Annotated in this window: 28 protein-coding genes; 1 reads left to right on the plus strand and 27 read right to left on the minus strand. The window is 56.6% G+C overall.

The genetic code is table 11. The features are described 5' to 3' along the window. Positions 1–92: 92 nt before the first annotated feature. Positions 93–482, minus strand: coding sequence for a 30S ribosomal protein S11 (rpsK, locus tag AUC45_RS04095; RefSeq protein WP_007164597.1), 390 nt, complete (start codon positions 480–482; stop codon positions 93–95). Positions 483–540: 58 nt separating this feature from the next. Beyond that, on the minus strand, positions 541–909 hold the full coding sequence (rpsM, locus tag AUC45_RS04100) for a 30S ribosomal protein S13 (RefSeq protein WP_067598475.1): 369 nt from the start codon (positions 907–909) through the stop codon (positions 541–543). A gap of 472 nt (positions 910–1,381) precedes the next feature. On the opposite strand from rpsM, the gene AUC45_RS04105 reads away from it, so the two are divergent. Next, complete coding sequence (locus tag AUC45_RS04105; RefSeq protein ID WP_197409502.1) at positions 1,382–2,782, plus strand: H-type lectin domain-containing protein; 1,401 nt, start codon at positions 1,382–1,384, stop codon at positions 2,780–2,782. Positions 2,783–2,808: 26 nt separating this feature from the next. Here AUC45_RS04105 and AUC45_RS04110 read toward each other — a convergent pair whose 3' ends face one another. From AUC45_RS04110 to tuf, 25 genes are all read right to left on the minus strand, one after another. Continuing rightward, positions 2,809–3,510, minus strand: a complete 702-nt coding sequence (locus tag AUC45_RS04110) for a hypothetical protein (RefSeq protein WP_067598481.1) — start codon at positions 3,508–3,510, stop codon at positions 2,809–2,811. Positions 3,511–3,591: 81 nt separating this feature from the next. Then, positions 3,592–4,236, minus strand: a complete 645-nt coding sequence (locus tag AUC45_RS04115; protein WP_067599067.1) for an adenylate kinase — start codon at positions 4,234–4,236, stop codon at positions 3,592–3,594. 68 nt (positions 4,237–4,304) lie between these two features. After that, entirely contained in the window at positions 4,305–5,669 is a 1,365-nt protein-coding gene (secY, locus tag AUC45_RS04120) for a preprotein translocase subunit SecY (protein WP_067598484.1), read from the minus strand. A gap of 118 nt (positions 5,670–5,787) precedes the next feature. Continuing rightward, positions 5,788–6,291, minus strand: a complete 504-nt coding sequence (rplO, locus tag AUC45_RS04125; protein ID WP_067599068.1) for a 50S ribosomal protein L15 — start codon at positions 6,289–6,291, stop codon at positions 5,788–5,790. A 69-nt stretch (positions 6,292–6,360) separates the two neighbouring features. Then, positions 6,361–6,537 carry a 50S ribosomal protein L30 gene (gene rpmD, locus AUC45_RS04130; protein ID WP_067598487.1) on the minus strand — a complete coding sequence of 59 codons (177 nt, stop codon included), beginning with the start codon at positions 6,535–6,537 and terminating at the stop codon, positions 6,361–6,363. A 6-nt stretch (positions 6,538–6,543) separates the two neighbouring features. Further along, positions 6,544–7,368 carry a 30S ribosomal protein S5 gene (gene rpsE / locus AUC45_RS15945; RefSeq protein ID WP_156423734.1) on the minus strand — a complete coding sequence of 275 codons (825 nt, stop codon included), beginning with the start codon at positions 7,366–7,368 and terminating at the stop codon, positions 6,544–6,546. 2 nt (positions 7,369–7,370) lie between these two features. Further along, positions 7,371–7,715: a 50S ribosomal protein L18 gene (gene rplR / locus AUC45_RS04140; protein WP_067598490.1), complete on the minus strand. Its 345-nt coding sequence runs from the start codon at positions 7,713–7,715 to the stop codon at positions 7,371–7,373. Position 7,716: 1 nt separating this feature from the next. After that, entirely contained in the window at positions 7,717–8,250 is a 534-nt protein-coding gene (rplF, locus tag AUC45_RS04145) for a 50S ribosomal protein L6 (RefSeq protein WP_067598493.1), read from the minus strand. Then, the gene (gene rpsH, locus AUC45_RS04150; RefSeq protein ID WP_067598496.1) at positions 8,250–8,645 is read right to left on the minus strand and encodes a 30S ribosomal protein S8; all 396 of its coding nucleotides are present in this window, start codon (positions 8,643–8,645) and stop codon (positions 8,250–8,252) included. The genes rplF and rpsH overlap by 1 nt, the downstream gene beginning before the upstream one ends. A gap of 11 nt (positions 8,646–8,656) precedes the next feature. Further along, positions 8,657–8,962: a 30S ribosomal protein S14 gene (gene rpsN / locus AUC45_RS04155; protein WP_067598499.1), complete on the minus strand. Its 306-nt coding sequence runs from the start codon at positions 8,960–8,962 to the stop codon at positions 8,657–8,659. Between the two features lie 61 nt (positions 8,963–9,023). Further along, positions 9,024–9,599 carry a 50S ribosomal protein L5 gene (gene rplE, locus AUC45_RS04160; protein WP_067598502.1) on the minus strand — a complete coding sequence of 192 codons (576 nt, stop codon included), beginning with the start codon at positions 9,597–9,599 and terminating at the stop codon, positions 9,024–9,026. Continuing rightward, on the minus strand, positions 9,592–9,912 hold the full coding sequence (rplX, locus tag AUC45_RS04165) for a 50S ribosomal protein L24 (RefSeq protein ID WP_067598505.1): 321 nt from the start codon (positions 9,910–9,912) through the stop codon (positions 9,592–9,594). The genes rplE and rplX overlap by 8 nt, the downstream gene beginning before the upstream one ends. Before the next feature lie 2 nt (positions 9,913–9,914). Further along, entirely contained in the window at positions 9,915–10,283 is a 369-nt protein-coding gene (rplN, locus tag AUC45_RS04170) for a 50S ribosomal protein L14 (protein WP_010411138.1), read from the minus strand. Between the two features lie 73 nt (positions 10,284–10,356). Then, complete coding sequence (gene rpsQ, locus AUC45_RS04175) at positions 10,357–10,659, minus strand: 30S ribosomal protein S17 (RefSeq protein ID WP_067598508.1); 303 nt, start codon at positions 10,657–10,659, stop codon at positions 10,357–10,359. Between the two features lie 11 nt (positions 10,660–10,670). Next, positions 10,671–10,877, minus strand: a complete 207-nt coding sequence (gene rpmC / locus AUC45_RS04180) for a 50S ribosomal protein L29 (protein ID WP_067598511.1) — start codon at positions 10,875–10,877, stop codon at positions 10,671–10,673. Beyond that, positions 10,877–11,314, minus strand: a complete 438-nt coding sequence (gene rplP, locus AUC45_RS04185) for a 50S ribosomal protein L16 (protein ID WP_067598514.1) — start codon at positions 11,312–11,314, stop codon at positions 10,877–10,879. The genes rpmC and rplP overlap by 1 nt, the downstream gene beginning before the upstream one ends. 24 nt (positions 11,315–11,338) lie before the next feature. Beyond that, positions 11,339–12,034: a 30S ribosomal protein S3 gene (rpsC, locus tag AUC45_RS04190; RefSeq protein ID WP_067598517.1), complete on the minus strand. Its 696-nt coding sequence runs from the start codon at positions 12,032–12,034 to the stop codon at positions 11,339–11,341. A 3-nt stretch (positions 12,035–12,037) separates the two neighbouring features. After that, positions 12,038–12,415, minus strand: coding sequence for a 50S ribosomal protein L22 (rplV, locus tag AUC45_RS04195; protein ID WP_067598520.1), 378 nt, complete (start codon positions 12,413–12,415; stop codon positions 12,038–12,040). Next, the gene (gene rpsS, locus AUC45_RS04200; protein WP_067598524.1) at positions 12,415–12,690 is read right to left on the minus strand and encodes a 30S ribosomal protein S19; all 276 of its coding nucleotides are present in this window, start codon (positions 12,688–12,690) and stop codon (positions 12,415–12,417) included. The genes rplV and rpsS overlap by 1 nt, the downstream gene beginning before the upstream one ends. A 6-nt stretch (positions 12,691–12,696) precedes the next feature. After that, positions 12,697–13,533, minus strand: a complete 837-nt coding sequence (gene rplB, locus AUC45_RS04205) for a 50S ribosomal protein L2 (RefSeq protein ID WP_067598528.1) — start codon at positions 13,531–13,533, stop codon at positions 12,697–12,699. Beyond that, positions 13,533–13,853, minus strand: coding sequence for a 50S ribosomal protein L23 (locus AUC45_RS04210; protein WP_067598530.1), 321 nt, complete (start codon positions 13,851–13,853; stop codon positions 13,533–13,535). The genes rplB and AUC45_RS04210 overlap by 1 nt, the downstream gene beginning before the upstream one ends. Further along, positions 13,846–14,469 (minus strand): 50S ribosomal protein L4, encoded by a 624-nt coding sequence (rplD, locus tag AUC45_RS04215; protein ID WP_067598533.1) that lies wholly within the window; start codon positions 14,467–14,469, stop codon positions 13,846–13,848. The genes AUC45_RS04210 and rplD overlap by 8 nt, the downstream gene beginning before the upstream one ends. Before the next feature lie 3 nt (positions 14,470–14,472). Then, positions 14,473–15,321 carry a 50S ribosomal protein L3 gene (gene rplC / locus AUC45_RS04220; protein ID WP_067598538.1) on the minus strand — a complete coding sequence of 283 codons (849 nt, stop codon included), beginning with the start codon at positions 15,319–15,321 and terminating at the stop codon, positions 14,473–14,475. Positions 15,322–15,524: 203 nt separating this feature from the next. Beyond that, positions 15,525–15,836 carry a 30S ribosomal protein S10 gene (gene rpsJ, locus AUC45_RS04225; RefSeq protein WP_061924928.1) on the minus strand — a complete coding sequence of 104 codons (312 nt, stop codon included), beginning with the start codon at positions 15,834–15,836 and terminating at the stop codon, positions 15,525–15,527. A gap of 312 nt (positions 15,837–16,148) precedes the next feature. Next, positions 16,149–17,324 (minus strand): elongation factor Tu, encoded by a 1,176-nt coding sequence (tuf, locus tag AUC45_RS04230; RefSeq protein ID WP_067598541.1) that lies wholly within the window; start codon positions 17,322–17,324, stop codon positions 16,149–16,151. Positions 17,325–17,373: the final 49 nt, after the last annotated feature.

Here is a 17,373-nt window from a genome sequence, read left to right on the forward strand (position 1 = left end):
GCGAGCGGCAAGCAAACTGTTGGGCGATACTGCTTGCCAAACCCGCCGGAGGGAGTGTGGGAAGCGGCGAGGCTCCCCGCACTTGAGACGGATCAGACGCGGCGACGCTTGGACGGGCGCACGCCGTTGTGCGGGATCGGCGTCACATCGCGGATGGATGTGATGTTGAAGCCCACAGCGGCCAGACCACGAAGCGCGCTTTCACGGCCCGAGCCTGGTCCTTTCACTTCCACTTCGAGAGTGCGCACACCGTGTTCTGCGGCTTTCTTGCCCGCATCATCGGCGGCAACCTGGGCTGCATAAGGGGTAGACTTACGGCTACCCTTAAAGCCCATCATGCCAGCAGAGGACCAGCTGATCGCATTGCCCTGTGCATCGGTGATGGTGATCATGGTGTTGTTGAAGCTGGCGTTGATGTGCGCAACGCCGCTTGTGATGTTTTTACGGTCGCGGCGTCTTACTTTGCCGGGTTCGCGTGCCATTGTTTCGGTTCCTTATTCGAAAGGGAGAAGGAAAAAGCGTATCTGAAAAATCCAGAGCTTACTTCTTCTTCCCAGCGATCGGCTTGGCCTTGCCCTTGCGGGTGCGGGCATTGGTGTGCGTACGCTGACCGCGAACGGGCAGCTGGTTACGGTGACGCAGGCCGCGATATGAACGCAGGTCCATCAGACGCTTAATGTTCATCGCGGTTTCACGGCGAAGGTCGCCTTCCACCATGTGATCGGCATCAATCGTCTCACGAATGCGCAGAACTTCCTCATCAGTCAGATCTTGCACGCGTGCGGTGTGCGGAATGCCAAGCTTGTCAGCGATCTGGACAGCCGTTGTGCGGCCAATCCCGTGAATATATGTCAGCGCAATAATAACGCGCTTGTTTGTGGGGATGTTTACCCCGGCAATACGAGCCACTTAGTTCTTCTCCATGCTCCACAGGGCTTTGCGAATTTGATCACGGCCCTATCTCGACGCTCAAACAACTCGCCAAATTCGATCTTGCCTTAAACGACAAAAGTCCGGTTTGCGCACTGCGAGGGCAGCGGCTGCCGGACGAGATTCGAAAGTGTCGAATGAAGCGCGCGCTTACGAGGATTCGCAGCGCGCGTCAACAGGCGAGGCGAGCGCTCTGGTTCGAGCCATCAAAATGGTCCGAAACGCTCGTCTTTCAAGGGGCATGAATAGAGGAAATTTGCGGCAAAGCCAATTCCCACTTCTCCACATGCCGATTTGCGACACATCTTCTTACATTGCACGCCGCAAGAATCCTATAATTCGTTAACCATACGACTTTAATTACGGCTCTATGGAGAGAAGTCCCTATCAAGCTCTCTTTCGCATAAAGCGACACTGCCTTGCGATCATTGCTGTTGCGGGGCTTTTCGCGGTGCTGAATACCACTGCAGCCACCGCCGGTCGCATCGAGGCGGGTACGTTCAATTCGAACGACACGATTTCCGGGTCGCGTCTCCCCACACGGGTCAACTTCCAGCAGCCATTCGACCAGCCACCCATCGTTGTCGCGCTGCCCTCACAAAGTGGCAACAATTCTTCCACCATCAGAATCACGAACGTCACGACAACCGGCTTTGACGAACTGGCGCTCGAGCCCGACAATTGGGACGGGCGCCATATATCGATGGCGATCCAGTATATTGCAGTGGAGCCGGGCCGCCATGTGCTGCCCGATGGCACTGTGATCGAAGCAGGCCGAGTAACGCTTTCCAATGTGCAGTTCGGCACAGGCTTTACAGGTGGAACGCGTAGCTGGGCCAATATCACCTTTTCTCAGCCAATTTCAGGCACGCCCATGGTTGTGCATCATCTGCAAACCGCAAACAGCGAGACCCGCAATGTCGCAAGCCAAAGCTCCCGGCCGCATATCTCCTCGATTGCACAAAACCTGAGCGCGACCGGATTTCAGCTCGCGATTGATCGCAGCCAGGCCAATAGCGGCCCCTTCCCATCAGCTGAACAAATCGGCTGGATCGCTTTTCCAGCGGGCTTGAACAGCAGTTTTCCCGATACGGGCGGGACGACAATCAATTGGAGCACTCGCAACACCCCCGCCAACATACGCGGCTGGGACAATGGTTGCTTTACGAATTCGCACGGCCTGACAGGTGCCAGCAATCCAATTGTGATTGCGAAAAAGATCTCTCGAAACAACGATGATGGCGGTTGGCTGCGTTACTGCACGATCAACTCGAATACCATTTCGCTGAGGGTTGATGAAGACCGGAATCAGGATAACGAACGCGGCGTGGCGGTTGCCGATGCAGAAAGCGCGTCCATCATTGCATTCTCCCAAAGTTTCCATGCCAATCTGGCAGCATCTCTGGACGTGGTAAAAGCACGCACGGCCACTGATGACGGGCTTGGAGGTGCATTTGGTATTCCCGATGCGATCGTCACCTATCTCATCACCGTAACCAATTCTGGCAATGCCCCGCCCAATCTTGGCAGTGTGCTTGTGACCGAGGAACTGCCTGCCGAACTGGCGCTGGTGTTGAGCGATTTTGCGGGGCCAGGCTCGGGACCAATCGTTTTCACCGATGGCGCGCCGCCCACTGGCATGACCTGCACCTTCGTCTCGTTTGCGAGCACTACGGATTGCTTTGAATTCTCACAGGACGGCGTGAACTTTTCGTATCAGCCCGTTGATAGCGGAGACGGAACCGATCCGAGCGTTCGCTTTATCCGCATTCGCCCCACAGGTTTCATGTTTGGCGACACGGGTAGCGGCGATCCGGCCTTTACGTTGAACCTGCGTGCGCAAGTGCAATAGGATTTAGCCGAGCGCTGGTGCGTTGATTATTCGAGCTCAGCCTCTTGTGACAAATCGCCGAAGGCATCTTCTACAGAGGGCTTAGTCTCTTCTTCCTCGTCGCTTGGCGTTTCATCCTCGGCTGCTTCTGCATCGCCCACTTCTTCTTGAGGGGCAAGATCGGTTTGCGGTCCCGAGACGCGGCCGAGCTTATCGACAAGACCTGACAATTGCTGGCTCATCACTCCATCCACCGCCTTGGCAATCTCGGCCACTTCGTATCGCATTTCGCCGCCGACATTATACTCCCACACGATCCGCGTGCCTTCATCGACTTCGCTGATCGCAATGGTGAGAATGCCCGTGACCGGCTCGCTTTGAAGCGGCCCCAGAGCCCCACGCATTCTGAGCGCGCTTTCTGGATAGGCCTGGATCACCTGCATATGCTCAACGCTCCCTTCGAGCGTGAAGCGGTCGGGTTCGTCAACCTCCGGGATTTTCTCGCAGAAGCATCCGCCCGCTTGCGGCATTAGCGTCAGATTGCCGGCATCGCCTGACCAGGTGTGATCTGAATTCCACCAATCCGCTGGAGAAATCAGAGAGAGCCAAACGGCCTTGGGTGTCGCTTCGACAACCGCCTCATCGCGCGTGGTGAAACCATTGTCAGTCGTTCGCGTGACTTCCGCTTGCACTGGCGCAGCAGCCAAGGCACCACCAAGGGCGATGATACGAGTAAGGTTGTTCAGCATGGCAAAGCGTTCTCCCGTCAGGAGACCCTAAGCAAACCGATCAATCAGGGTAAAGCCTGAAAAGCTGACGCCCGTCCGAGCTTACGTAAGAATAGCGTCAATCGCGTCAGCGACCTCATCAATACCAGCCATGCCATCGACACGGGTGACGATCCCGCGCGCCTCGTAACCTGGAAGGATGGGCGCGGTCTCATCGCGATAGACACCCATGCGTTTGCGCACGGTTTCCTCGTTATCGTCGGGACGACGCTTGAATTCGGTAGAACCACAAGTGTCGCATACGCCCTCTTTCGAAGGCGGGTTCGCTGTGTCGTGATAAAGCGCGCCGCAGTTGGCACACGAGAAACGACCACAAATACGCTCGACCAGAGCGTCTTCATCCACGTCAAGTTCAATAACGTGATCGAGCGAACGACCATTCTTGGCAAGGATCCGGTCAAGATCACCTGCCTGCGCAGCAGTGCGCGGATATCCGTCGAATATCGCGCCCTGATCTGCAGGCATTGCAGCAAGGTTCTCATCAATCAGCGAAGAGACAATCTCGTCCGACACAAGTTCGCCGCGATCCATCACGGCTTTGGCTTCCAGCCCGACAGGCGTCTCAGCTTTGACAGCGGCCCGCAGCATGTCGCCGGTGGAAAGCTGCTTCATCCCGTGGCGTTCAACCAGCCCGGCGCTCTGCGTACCCTTGCCAGCCCCGGGAGGGCCAAGAAGAATGATGTTCACCAACGCATCCCCTGTTCCTGCGCGCCTCTCTCACGCGCATTCCTGTAACTTCGAAAAGCCCTTGTGCGTTACCGCATGCGACCTTTCAATTTAGCCTTTTTGATTAGATCGCCGTATTGGTGCGCGAGCAGGTGCGACTGAACCTGGCTGAGCGTATCGACCGTCACGTTCACGACGATCAACAAGCTCGTACCGCCAAGGAACAGCGGAATGCCGGTTTGAGCGATCATGTATTCGGGGATCACACAGACAGCGGTCAGGTAAATCGCGCCAACCACTGTGATGCGGGTCAGCACATATTCGAGATAATCCGCCGTGCGCTTGCCGGGACGAATGCCGGGGATGAAACCGCCATTCTTTTTGAGGTTATCCGCTGTCTCTTCGGGGTTGAACACAACTGCGGTGTAGAAGAAGCAGAAGAAGATGATTCCGATGCCATAGAGCGCCATGTAGATCGGCTGTCCGTGTGCAAGATATTGGTTGAGCGTCACGATGACACCGCCAAAGGTGCTGTCAGTATCAACCGAGTTGCCGGCGAATTGCGAAATCGTCAGCGGCAAAAGCAGCAGCGAGCTTGCAAAAATCGGCGGAATAACACCTGCAGTGTTGAGCTTAAGCGGGAGGTGCGAACTGTCTGCCTGCATCATACCGCGCTGCGTTGCGCGCTTGGGATACTGGATCAACAGGCGGCGCTGTGCGCGCTCGACAAAGCTGATGAGGAGGATCAGCACCACGACCATCACGATGAAAGCGATGATGATTGTTGGTGAGATCGAACCGGTGCGGCCGCCCTCGAACAGGTTGGTCGCAAAGGTCGGGAATTGCGCAACGATACCCGCCATAATTATGAGCGAAACGCCATTGCCGATCCCGCGTGAGGTGATCTGCTCACCCAGCCAGAGGAGGAACATGGTGCCGCCAACAAGGCTGATCACAGCGCCGACGCGAAACATGTATCCTGGGTTCACAACGGCGGAAATGCCATTGGCAGCGCCGAAGCTTTCAAGCCCCGAGGCGAGGAAATAACCCTGAATCGCGCACAGGAACACGGTGCCATAGCGCGTATACTGGTTGAGCTTTTGCCGACCCGTCGCGCCCTCTTTCTTGAGAGCTGCCAGCGTTGGGTGAAGCGCCGATGCCATCTGAACCACAATCGACGCGGTGATATACGGCATAACGCCCAGCGCAATCAGGCTCATCCGCTCAAGCGAACCACCCGAAAACGTGTTGAAGATGTCAAGAATTCCGCCTCGGCCAAGATCGGCGAGATTCTGCAACGCAGCTGGGTTAACACCGGGCAACGGAATAAAGCTCAAAAACCGGAAGACAATGAGCGCACCAATGGTGAACCAGATGCGCTGGCGCAATTCTGTCGCTTGAGCAAAATTGCCCAAGTTCATATTGCTTGCGATGTTATCGGCGCGTGAAGCCATAATGCTCTATCGATCCTGGTTGTCTGCTGGGTCAGCTCGCAGGCCGAACGCAGCGCAGACACACTAAGTAGGGAGCGAGAGGCCCTTTGTCGAACCCCTCGTATGCCCTTTTATCCGATTATTCGCTCTTGGCGGCTTTCGCAGCTTTGACTTCGGCATTGATAGGCGCGGTCACTTCGACGCTGCCGCCAGCCTTTTCGACCGCCGCAATTGCGCCTTTGGTAGCGCCAGCAACAACGAATTTAGCCTTAGCTTTGATCTCGCCTTTGCCGAGCAGACGGACACCGTCCTTACCGCCGCGAACCAATCCGCATTCGCGCAGCGCTTCTTCGGTGATGTCTTTTTTGCCATCGAGCTTCTTCGCGTCGATCCATTTCTGGACCATGCCGATGTTTACCTCGGCAAAATCCTTGCCAAACGGGTTGTTAAAGCCACGCTTTGGCAGACGCATGTGAAGCGGCATCTGGCCGCCTTCAAAGCCTTTGATGGCCACACCAGAACGGCTCTTTTGGCCCTTCTGACCGCGCGCTGCAGTTTTGCCTTTGCCAGAGCCGATACCACGGCCCACACGCATGCGGCCTTTACGGGCGCCTGCATTGTCACGGATGTCTGTAAGTTTCATAATTGCACTCGCTTTCGCTTTTCTTCGCGCTGAAAGATTGAGGCCCCGCATTTGCGAGGCCTCCAATATTTAGTCCACAACCTCAACCAGATGCGGGATCTTGGCGATCGCGCCGCGAACTTCAGGGGTATCCTTCCGCTCGACGATCTTGTGCATCTTGTTCAGCCCAAGACCGATCAGGATCTTGCGCTGGCTTTCTGGACGACGGATCGGCGAACCGATCTGCTTGATCTTGATGGTAGCCATTGTCGATTACTCCACAACTGCTGCGGCGTCGGCTTCTGCCTCTGCCTTGTTGGCGCCGCCGCGACCCAGAAGGTCGGCAACTTTCTTGCCGCGACGCTGAGCCACAGACTTCGGTGAAGTCTGATCAGTCAACGCCTCGAAAGTGGCGCGGATCATGTTGTAAGGGTTGGATGTGCCGACCGACTTGGTCACCACGTCTGCAACACCAAGGCTCTCGAATACCGCACGCATCGGACCACCAGCGATGATGCCGGTTCCCGGAGGCGCGGTGCGAACGGTGACCTTGCCAGCGCCAAAACGGCCATTGCCATCATGGTGCAGCGTGCGGCCTTCCTTGAGCGGGACGCGGATCATCTTCTTACGAGCAGCGGCAGTTGCCTTCGTGATCGCTTCAGGCACTTCGCGTGCTTTACCGTGGCCAAAGCCAACGCGGCCCTGACCATCGCCGACAACGACGAGAGCTGCAAAGCCAAAGCGCTTACCACCCTTAACCGTCTTGGAGACGCGGTTGATGTGGACGAGCTTCTCGATGATGCCATCATCTTCTTCCTCACGGCGACCACGGCCACCGTCACGGCCTCCGCGACCACGACCACGTCCACCGCGATCATTGCCGCCGCGCCCACGTCCGCCACGCTCACGCGGCTGACCTTCGGCACCTTGAGCAGCGGACTGATTGTCAGCAGCTTCGGAAGGGGTCTGCGCAACAGCAGGAGTTTCAGCGTCGGCCTTGGCCTTCTGAACCTCGATCGTGTCGCCCTCTTGCGGCGTCAGCGCTTCTTCAACCTTGGCTTCTGCCGGCTGTTCTTCGGTCTTTTTTTCGTCTGCCATTCTTAGAACTCCAGCCCGCCTTCGCGAGCGGCATCGGCCAGCGCCTTTACGCGGCCATGAAACAGGAACCCGCCGCGATCAAACACGACAGTGGTGACGCCAGCCTTCTTCGCAGCAGCAGCGATGTCTTTGCCAACCTTGGCAGCGGCATCGACATTTGCACCCGATGACTTTTCACCAAGAGTGGACGCCGCTGCGACCGTCTTGCCTTCGGCATCGTTGATGATCTGCGCATAGATATGCCGGCCAGTGCGGTGCACCGACAGACGTGGCTTATCGCCAGCGCGCGCACGCAGAGCCGTGCGGACACGGCGGCGGCGACGTTCAAAAAGGGAAAGCTTTGCCATCTTACTTCTTCTTCCCTTCCTTGCGGAAGATATACTCACCGCGATACTTAATACCCTTGCCCTTGTAAGGCTCAGGCTTGCGGAACTCGCGGATTTCGGCAGCGAATTGGCCAACGGCCTGCTTATCGATGCCGCTGATTTCGACCGTTGTCTGATCCGGCGTTTTCACTTCGAGACCTTCTGGCACAGTGAGATCGACATCGTGGCTGAAACCCAGTTCCAGCTTCAAAGTCTTTCCCTGTGCCTTGGCACGATAACCAACACCTGATATCTCAAGCGTCTTTGAAAAGCCCTCGGTCACACCTTCAACCAGGTTCGACACAAGTGTGCGCTGCATGCCCCAGAAGGAGCGCGCTTGCTTGGTGTCGTTGGCCGGGTTGACCTGGATTTCATCGCCTTCGACTTTGTAGTCGATAAGATCAGACAGGCCCATGGAAAGAGTGCCCTTGGGCCCCTTCACGCTCAGCGTGCCGTTATCGATCGTAGCGGTAACGCCGCTTGGGATCGCAACCGCTTTCTTACCAATGCGGCTCATCAGAACACCTCCGCGAGCACTTCACCGCCGACGTTATTCTCACGCGCTTCGTTGTCCGAAAGGACACCACGCGGGGTCGAGACGATGGTGATGCCAAGGCCGTTACGCACAGTCGGCAGTTCTTTCGAACCCGAATAGACGCGGCGGCCAGGCTTGGAAACGCGGCTCACATGCTTGATCGCAGGCTCGCCTTCGAAATATTTGAGCTCAATCCGCAGAGCTGGGTGCTTGCCCGATGCGTCTTCGCTGTAGCCACGGATGTAGCCCTCGCGCTGAAGCACTTCGAGAACGTTCGCACGCAGTTTCGACGCGGGCGAAAGGACGCTATCCTTCTTCGCCTGCTGGCCGTTGCGGATGCGGGTGAGCATATCACCCAGAGGATCGGTCATAGCCATATCTTAATTCCTCACCAGCTCGACTTGGTCAGGCCTGGGATCAGGCCCTTGTTGCCGAGATCGCGCAGTTCGATACGGTTGATGCCGAACTTGCGGTAATAGCCGCGCGGGCGGCCGGTGGTGGCGCAACGATTGCGCACGCGGGTCGGGTTTGCATTGCGCGGCAGTTCAGCCATTTTGAGACGAGCCATCAGGCGCTCGCTCTCATCAAGCGATTGGTCATTCGCAATCGCTTTCAGCTTCTCATACTTCGCTGCGTACTGTTTCACGAGCTTCTTGCGGCGCTCGTTTTTGTTAATCGAACTCAGTTTCGCCATGGACTTAAGCTCTCTTCTCTTGAGTTGTTTCGTTCATCATAAGAATTGCGCGGGGGCGTAATTACGCCGCCTCCTTCTCTTCGTTCATTCCCTGGAATGGGAAGCCGAACAGACGGAGAAGCTCGCGCGCCTCTTCATCGGTTTGGGCGGTGGTGGTGACGATAATGTCCATCCCACGCACTTTTTCGATCTTGTCGTACGAGATCTCTGGGAACACGATCTGCTCTTTCAAACCCATCGCGTAATTGCCGCGTCCGTCAAAGGACTTGGCGTTGAGACCACGAAAGTCACGGATGCGCGGCATCGCAACGGTCACCAAGCGATCCATGAATTCGTACATGCGATCACGGCGCAAGGTGACCTTGCAACCGATAGGCATGCCTTCGCGCAGCTTGAACTGAGCGATCGATTTCTTCGCCTTGGTGATGACCGGCTTTTGACCAGCGATCAGCGCCATTTCTTCAGCAGCCGTGGCTACTTTCTTCTTGTCCTGGCTCGCTTCGCCAACGCCCATGTTGAGCGTGACTTTTTCAAGCCGTGGGACTTGTAGGCGATTGGTGTAACCGAACTTTTCGGTCATCGCCTTGACGATTTCGTCCTCGTACTTGGACTTAAGACGGGGCGTATAATCAGCCATCGATCGTCTCCCCACTCTTTACAGCGACGCGCACTTTCTTGCCGTCTTTTTCTTCGAACCGGACGCGCGTAGGCTTGCCATCCTTGGGATCGGCGAGCGCAACTTTCGACAGGTGCATCGGCGCCGGATAACGGTCGATGCCGCTCTGCGGGTTTTGCTGGCTTGGCTTGCGGTGACGGGTCGCGATATTGATGCCTTCGACAATCACTTTGCCATCCTTGGGCATAACCTGCTGGACGGTGCCGGTGCGGCCCTTGTCCTTGCCGGACAGCACGACAACGCTGTCACCTTTTTTGATCTTTGCAGCACCCATGATCAGAGCACCTCCGGAGCAAGCGAAATGATTTTCATGAAGCCGCGTCCGCGCAGTTCGCGCACGACAGGGCCAAAGATACGAGTGCCAATGGGCTCTTCGCTCTTGTTCACGAGAACCGCTGCGTTGCTGTCAAAACGGATCACGCTGCCATCGGGACGACGAACGTCCTTCTTGGTGCGGACGATCACAGCGCGGTGAACGTCACCCTTTTTGACTTTAGCGCGCGGTTGAGCCTCTTTCACAGAGACCACGATCACGTCGCCAACGGAAGCGAAACGACGCTTAGACCCGCCCAGCACCTTAATGCACTGGACGCGCTTTGCGCCGCTATTGTCCGCGACGTCGAGATTGGATTGCATCTGGATCATGGATCCGGTTCCTTCTCTTGGCTTGCTGGGACACCCGATTTCTGGCCGGGGCTCAGCAGTTCCTAGTTACGTCTTACTCTGCGCCGCCTGGAGTGACTTCTGCCACTTCCAGATCAGCCTCGATTGCCTGCACTCCGCCAGCCACGACGCGGTCTTTCACAGCCCATGTCTTGGTTTTGGAGATTGGCTTTGTCTCTTCGATACGAACGACATCACCCATGGCGTATTCGTTCTTCTCGTCGTGAGCGTGATACTTTTTCGAGCGACGGATGATCTTCCCGTAAAGCGGGTGCTTCACCTTGCGCTCGACCAGTACGGTCACGGTTTTGTCGGTCTTGTCGGAAGTGACAGTCCCGATCAGGATACGTTTCGGCATTGTCTACTCCCTCAAGCTTTCGCTGCCGAAGCAGCGCGCTCATTCTGAAGCGTCTTGATCTGCGCAATCGTCCGGCGGACGCGGCGCATTTCAGACGGGTTGTCCAATTGGTTGGTCGCAGCCTGGAAACGCAGATTGTACTGCTCACGCTTCAGCTCAGTGAGCTGGATCGAAAGCTGATCATCTGTCTTGGTGCGAAGATCGGCGATATCAGCCATTACTTGCCTCCTCCGAGGTGCGATGTGTCACCCAAACGGGCAACAACTTTGGTCTTGATCGGCAGCTTCATGGCGGCGCGCTCAAATGCGAGCGCGGCCAATTGGCCATCAACGCCGTCGAGTTCGAACAGGATACGGCCTGGCTTCACGCGAGCAGCCCAGTATTCAACGGAGCCTTTGCCTTTACCCTGACGGACTTCGGCAGGCTTCTTCGACACAGGCACGTCGGGGAACACGCGGATCCACAGACGACCCTGACGTTTCATCGCACGCGTAATGGCACGACGAGCCGCCTCGATCTGACGAGCGGTGATACGCTCAGGCTCAAGCGCTTTGAGACCATAGGAGCCAAAGTTCAGCGTGGTGCCGCCTTTGGCATCGCCTTTGATCTTGCCCTTGAAGGCCTTGCGATATTTGGTTTTCTTCGGTTGCAGCATTGTCTGTCTCTCTTAGCGAGCCCCTCAGCGAGCGGGGCGAACGCCCGAAGTTTGCGATTCCATCATGAGGCGATCTTGTGCCGTCGGATCATGGCCCAGGATCTCACCTTTGAAGACCCACACCTTGATGCCGATGATGCCATAAGCGGTGAGCGCTTCGGCTTCGGCATAGTCGATGTTTGCGCGCAGCGTGTGCAGCGGCACACGGCCTTCACGATACTGCTCAACACGAGCGATTTCAGCACCGCCAAGACGGCCACCGCATACGATCTTGATGCCTTCAGCACCCAGACGCATGGCGGATTGCATCGCGCGTTTCATCGCGCGGCGGAAAGCCACACGGCGAATAAGTTGATCCGCAATGCCTTGTGCGACAAGCTTCGCATCGACTTCAGGCTTACGGATTTCGACGATGTTCAGCTTCACTTCGCTCGACGTCATGGTCGACAGCTTGGCTCGCAGCTTTTCAATGTCTGCACCCTTCTTGCCGATGATAACACCCGGACGAGCCGCATAGATTGAGATGCGGCAAAGCTTCGCCGGACGCTCAATCACAACTTTTGAAATCGCTGCCTGAGGCAGGTTTTTCGTGATGTACTTGCGGATCTTGATGTCTTCTGCGAGCAGACCTGCATAGTCACGCCCTTCGGCGTACCAGCGGCTGTCCCACGTACGGTTGATCTGAAGACGCAGACCAATCGGATTACTCTTCTGGCCCATGGTTTATGCCTCTTCTTCTTCGCGAACGACGATGCGCAGCTTGCTGAATGGCTTCAGAATGCGCGTCGATTTGCCGCGGCCACGTGTGTGGAAACGCTTCATCGTGATCGACTTGCCAACCGATGCTTCTGCAACGACGAGCGCATCGACATCGAGATCGTGGTTATTCTCGGCGTTAGCGATAGCAGACGCGAGAACCTTGCTCGCATCTTTTGCCATCGCCTTCTTTGAAAACGACAGGATGTTCAGCGCTTCTTCGGCTTTCTTGCCGCGGATCAGTTCCGCAACAAGGTTGAGCTTCTGCGCGCTGCCACGGATCTGCGTACCAACGGCGAGAGCTTCATTGTCAGCCACGCGGCGAGGTGATTTTGCCTTGCCCATTAGCGTTTGCCCTTCTTGTCAGCCGCGTGACCAGGGAAGTTGCGCGTAGGCGCGAATTCACCAAGCTTGTGGCCAACCATTTCTTCGGAAACCGAAACCGGGATGAATTTCTGACCGTTGTAGACGTTGAACGTAAGTCCAACGAATTGCGGCAGAATTGTCGAACGACGCGACCAGGTCTTGATCGGCTTCGTGTTGTTTGCGTCCTGTGCCTCTTCGGCCTTCTTGAGAAGGCTGAGCTCGACAAACGGACCTTTCCAGACGGAACGTGCCATCGTGTCTTACCTCTTCTTCTTCGCGTGACGCGAACGGATGATCATCTTGTCCGTCTGCTTGTTCTTACGAGTGCGCGCGCCCTTGGTCGGCTTGCCCCATGGCGTCACTGGGTGACGACCACCTGAGGTCCGGCCTTCACCACCACCGTGGGGGTGATCGACAGGGTTCTTTGCAACACCGCGAGTAAGCGGACGACGGCCCTTCCAGCGAGTGCGGCCAGCTTTACCGAAATTCTGGTTCTGGTTGTCGGGGTTTGACACCGCGCCAACCGTACCCATGCAATCGGCACGCAGGTACCGCTGTTCGCCCGAGTTGAGACGCACGATGACCATGCCGCGGTCACGACCGACGAGCTGGACATAAGCGCCGGCGCTGCGAGCGATCTGACCGCCCTTACCCGGCTTCATCTCGACATTGTGACAGATCGTGCCAACCGGCATTTGCCCCAAAAGCATGGCATTGCCAGGCTTCGTATCGGTCTTTTCGCCAGCAACAACAGTGTCACCTACAGCCAATCGCTGCGGGCAAATTATGTAAGCAAGCTCTCCATCTTCGTATTTAAGAAGCGCGATGAAAGCGGTGCGGTTCGGATCGTATTCAATCCGCTCAACGGTTGCAGGCACATCCCACTTGCGACGCTTAAAGTCGATGAAGCGATATTTCTGCTTGTGACCGCCAGCAATGCCGCGCGATGTCACGTGGCCCTTGTTGTTGCGGCCACCCGTCTTGCGCTTGCCTTCGGTGAGCGACTTGACCGGGCCACCTTTATGGAGACCCGACTTGTCGACCAGAATAAGGCCGCGCCGCGCAGGGCTTGTCGGTTTGTAATTCTTGAGTGCCATCAGCTCACCTGCTCAGTGATGTCGATCATGGTGCCCTCTTCGAGCTTCACAATCGCTTTCTTGAAGTCCGAGCGCTTGTAGGGTTTGCCCCGCCAGCGTTTCGTCTTCCCCTTGGTGACAATCGTATTGACCGAGACGACTTTGGCCTTCTGGTCAGCGTAGATCGCCTCCACGGCTTCCTTTATTTGCGGCTTCGTCGCATCATTCGCGACTCTAAACACTACAGCGTTGTTCTCAGACGCCATCGTCGATTTCTCGGTGATGTGCGGAGAGAGAATTACATCGTAATGCTTTGCAGCGACTTCGGATTTCTTAGCCATTGAAGCGCGCCTCCAGCTTTTCGACCGCGTCTTTGGTAAGAACGAGCGTGTCGTGATTGAGGATGTCATAAACATTGGCGCCAGCAGCGGGCATGACATTCACACCTTTGAGATTGCCAGCAGCGCGGCTGAAACCATCGTCGACGCTTTCGCCGTCGATCACGAGGACTTTGCCAACAAAACCAGCTTTGTCGAAGTGACCCTTGAGCGCCTTCGTCTTGGCATCTTTCAGCGTGAGGCTGTCAACGACCACGAGGCCGTCTTTTGCCTTGCTCGAAAGAGCCATCTTGAGCCCAAGTGCACGAATCTTCTTATTGAGCGACTGCTCGAAATCACGCTTGCGGGCACCATGCGCCTTACCGCCGCCGATAAAGATCGGAGCGGAACGGGCACCATGACGAGCGCCGCCTGAACCCTTTTGGGCACCAAACTTCTTACCCGTGCGAGCAACGTCAGAACGCTCACGCGTCGGCCGCGCGGTTCCGCGACGGTTTTCAAGCTGCCACGTAACGACGCGGTGCAGGATGTCAGCGCGCGGCTCCACACCAAACACGGCATCGTTCAATTCGATGTCGCCTGACGCCTTCCCGTCGATTTTCTGGACCTTCACCTTCATGGCTTAGTCTTCCTTCTTCTCATCCGCTGCCGGAGCGTCGGCTGCAGGAGCTTCGGCTTCGGGAGCAGGTGTGTCTGCGGCGGGCGCTTCAGGAGCTGGCGTTTCTGCCGCTGTGTCCACTGCGGTTTCTTCAACCGGGGCCTCAGCAGCAGGCTCGTCATTGGCAGGCTTGCCAGCTTCAACAACAGCGCCGGGGAACGGTGCATCTTCAGGAGCCGGCAGTTTGATCGCATCGCGAACAAGCAACCAGCCATTCTTCGCACCAGGAACAGAGCCCTTGATGAACAGCAAGCCGCGATCCGCATCAGTGCGAACCACTTCGAGGTTCATCTGGGTGCGCTGACGATCACCCATGTGACCAGCCATCTTTTTGCCCTTGAACACGCGACCCGGATCCTGACGGTTACCCGTCGAACCGTGCGAACGGTGAGAGATAGACACACCGTGCGTCGCACGAAGACCACCAAAGCCCCAGCGCTTCATCGCGCCCGCAAAGCCTTTACCTTGCGTGTGGCCGGTGATGTCGACCTTTTGACCAGCAACGAAGTGGTCAGCGCTGATAAGCGACCCGACGGGAACAAGGCCGTCTTCGCCTTCAACACGAAATTCCGCCACGCGCTTTTTGAGGCCTACACCGGCCTTGCCAAAATGCTCACGCTGCGGCTTTGCTACGTTCTTTTGCTTCGCTTCGCCTGCACCAAGCTGAACGGCGAAATAGCCATCCGTGTCCTGAGTGCGGTGCGAGACGACCTGGCAATCCTCCAAAGCCAGAACGGTAACCGGCACGTGCCGACCGTCCTCCTGGAAGAGGCGGGTCATCCCTACCTTTTTCGCGATCACGCCAGTGCGCATCGTCTTTACTCCTTACAGAGGCACCAGGAGGACCATCCCCGAGGTGCGTGCCAACCCAATGATTTATGCTACGAGCCCCGTCCGGGCTGATGCTCTTGCGACCAGATGGTCGTTCAAGCGAGACGGGAGACGCAGCCCGGCCAAAAGGCCGGCGGTATCTCTATGTCTGCGGGACCCGGATCAATTCCGAATCCCAAACCAGCTTAAGCCAGTTTGATCTCTACGTTTACGCCAGCAGCCAAATCGAGCTTCATAAGCGCGTCGACAGTTTGAGCGTTGGGCTGCACAATATCGAGCAGCCGCTTATACGTACGTACCTCGAACTGCTCGCGCGACTTCTTGTCGATGTGCGGGCCGCGGTTCACGGTGAATTTTTCAATACGCGTCGGCATCGGAATGGGGCCGCGAATAAGAGCGCCGGTCCGGCGCGCTGTTTCTGCGATCTCTCCAGTTGCCTGGTCAAGAACGCGGTGGTCAAACGCCTTAAGGCGAATACGAATATTCTGAGCTTCCATTACCTACACCGATGCGAAAGAGCCTAAGATGGGTTGCCCCACCTCAAAAACAAAAGGCCGGCCCCGTTTCCGTTTCCATCCACGGGCGGCCTTACAAAATTGCGGTCGCGAGAACGAATCCTCGCCTTGAGGCGCGCGTATACGTCTGAGGCGGGCAACTGGCAACCCCCTATCGCCCGCATTTTTGGCGCAATTCTCAAGCTGCCAGTTCTACTGCCACCATAGCTGCAAAAACTGGGCTTGCATAAAAAGCGGCCCGGCTCACCTTCAAGTGAGCCGAGCCGCCAATTTCATACCCTGATGGGTCCGATTTTAGTTGGTGATCTTGGCAACAACGCCCGAACCAACCGTACGGCCACCTTCGCGGATAGCGAAACGCAGACCTTCGTCCATAGCGATCGGAGCGATCAGCTTGACGTTGATGGTTACGTTATCGCCAGGCATCACCATTTCGGTGCCTTCTGGAAGGATCACTTCGCCGGTCACGTCAGTCGTACGGAAGTAGAACTGAGGACGGTAGTTGGCGAAGAACGGCGTGTGACGGCCACCTTCGTCTTTCGACAGAACGTAAACTTCTGCACTGAACTCGGTGTGCGGCGTAACCGAACCGGGCTTCGCAAGAACCTGACCACGCTCAACATCTTCACGGCCAACACCGCGGATGAGAGCACCGATGTTGTCGCCTGCTTCGCCGCTGTCGAGCAGCTTACGGAACATTTCAACGCCGGTAACAGTCGTTTTGGTTGTGTCCTTGATGCCGACGATTTCAACTTCGTCGCCAACATTCACAACGCCGGTTTCAACGCGGCCGGTAACAACGGTACCACGACCCGAGATCGAGAACACGTCTTCAATCGGCATCAGGAAGTCCTGGTCAACCGGACGATCGGGCTGCGGGATGTGCTCGTCGACAGCTGCCATTAGTTCCTTGATCGAGTTTTCGCCGATTTCAGGATCGCGACCTTCGAGAGCAGCAAGAGCCGAACCCTTGATGATCGGAATGTTGTCGCCGTCAAAGTCGTAGCTGGAAAGCAGTTCACGGACTTCGAGTTCAACCAGCTCGAGGATCTCTTCATCGTCAACCTGATCAACTTTGTTCATGTAAACAACCAGAGCGGGAACGCCGACCTGACGAGCAAGCAGGATGTGCTCGCGCGTCTGCGGCATTGGGCCGTCAGCAGCGTTCACAACCAGGATTGCGCCGTCCATTTGCGCCGCACCAGTGATCATGTTCTTCACATAGTCAGCGTGGCCGGGGCAGTCGACGTGTGCGTAGTGACGGTTGTCGGTTTCGTACTCAACGTGAGCGGTCGAAATCGTGATACCACGCTCGCGCTCTTCAGGTGCTTTGTCGATGTCAGCGAAATCGACAGATGCGCCCATAACCTTGGTGATAGCGGCCGTCAGCGTCGTCTTACCATGGTCAACGTGACCAATGGTGCCGATGTTGCAGTGCGGCTTATTACGCTCAAATTTTTCCTTCGCCATTTCTCAAATAACCTCTGTTAGAATTTCAATCCTTGCGGGAGAAAGGGCG

The sequence above is a fragment of the Erythrobacter sp. YT30 genome (assembly GCF_001542875.1).
GTDB lineage: Bacteria > Pseudomonadota > Alphaproteobacteria > Sphingomonadales > Sphingomonadaceae > Erythrobacter.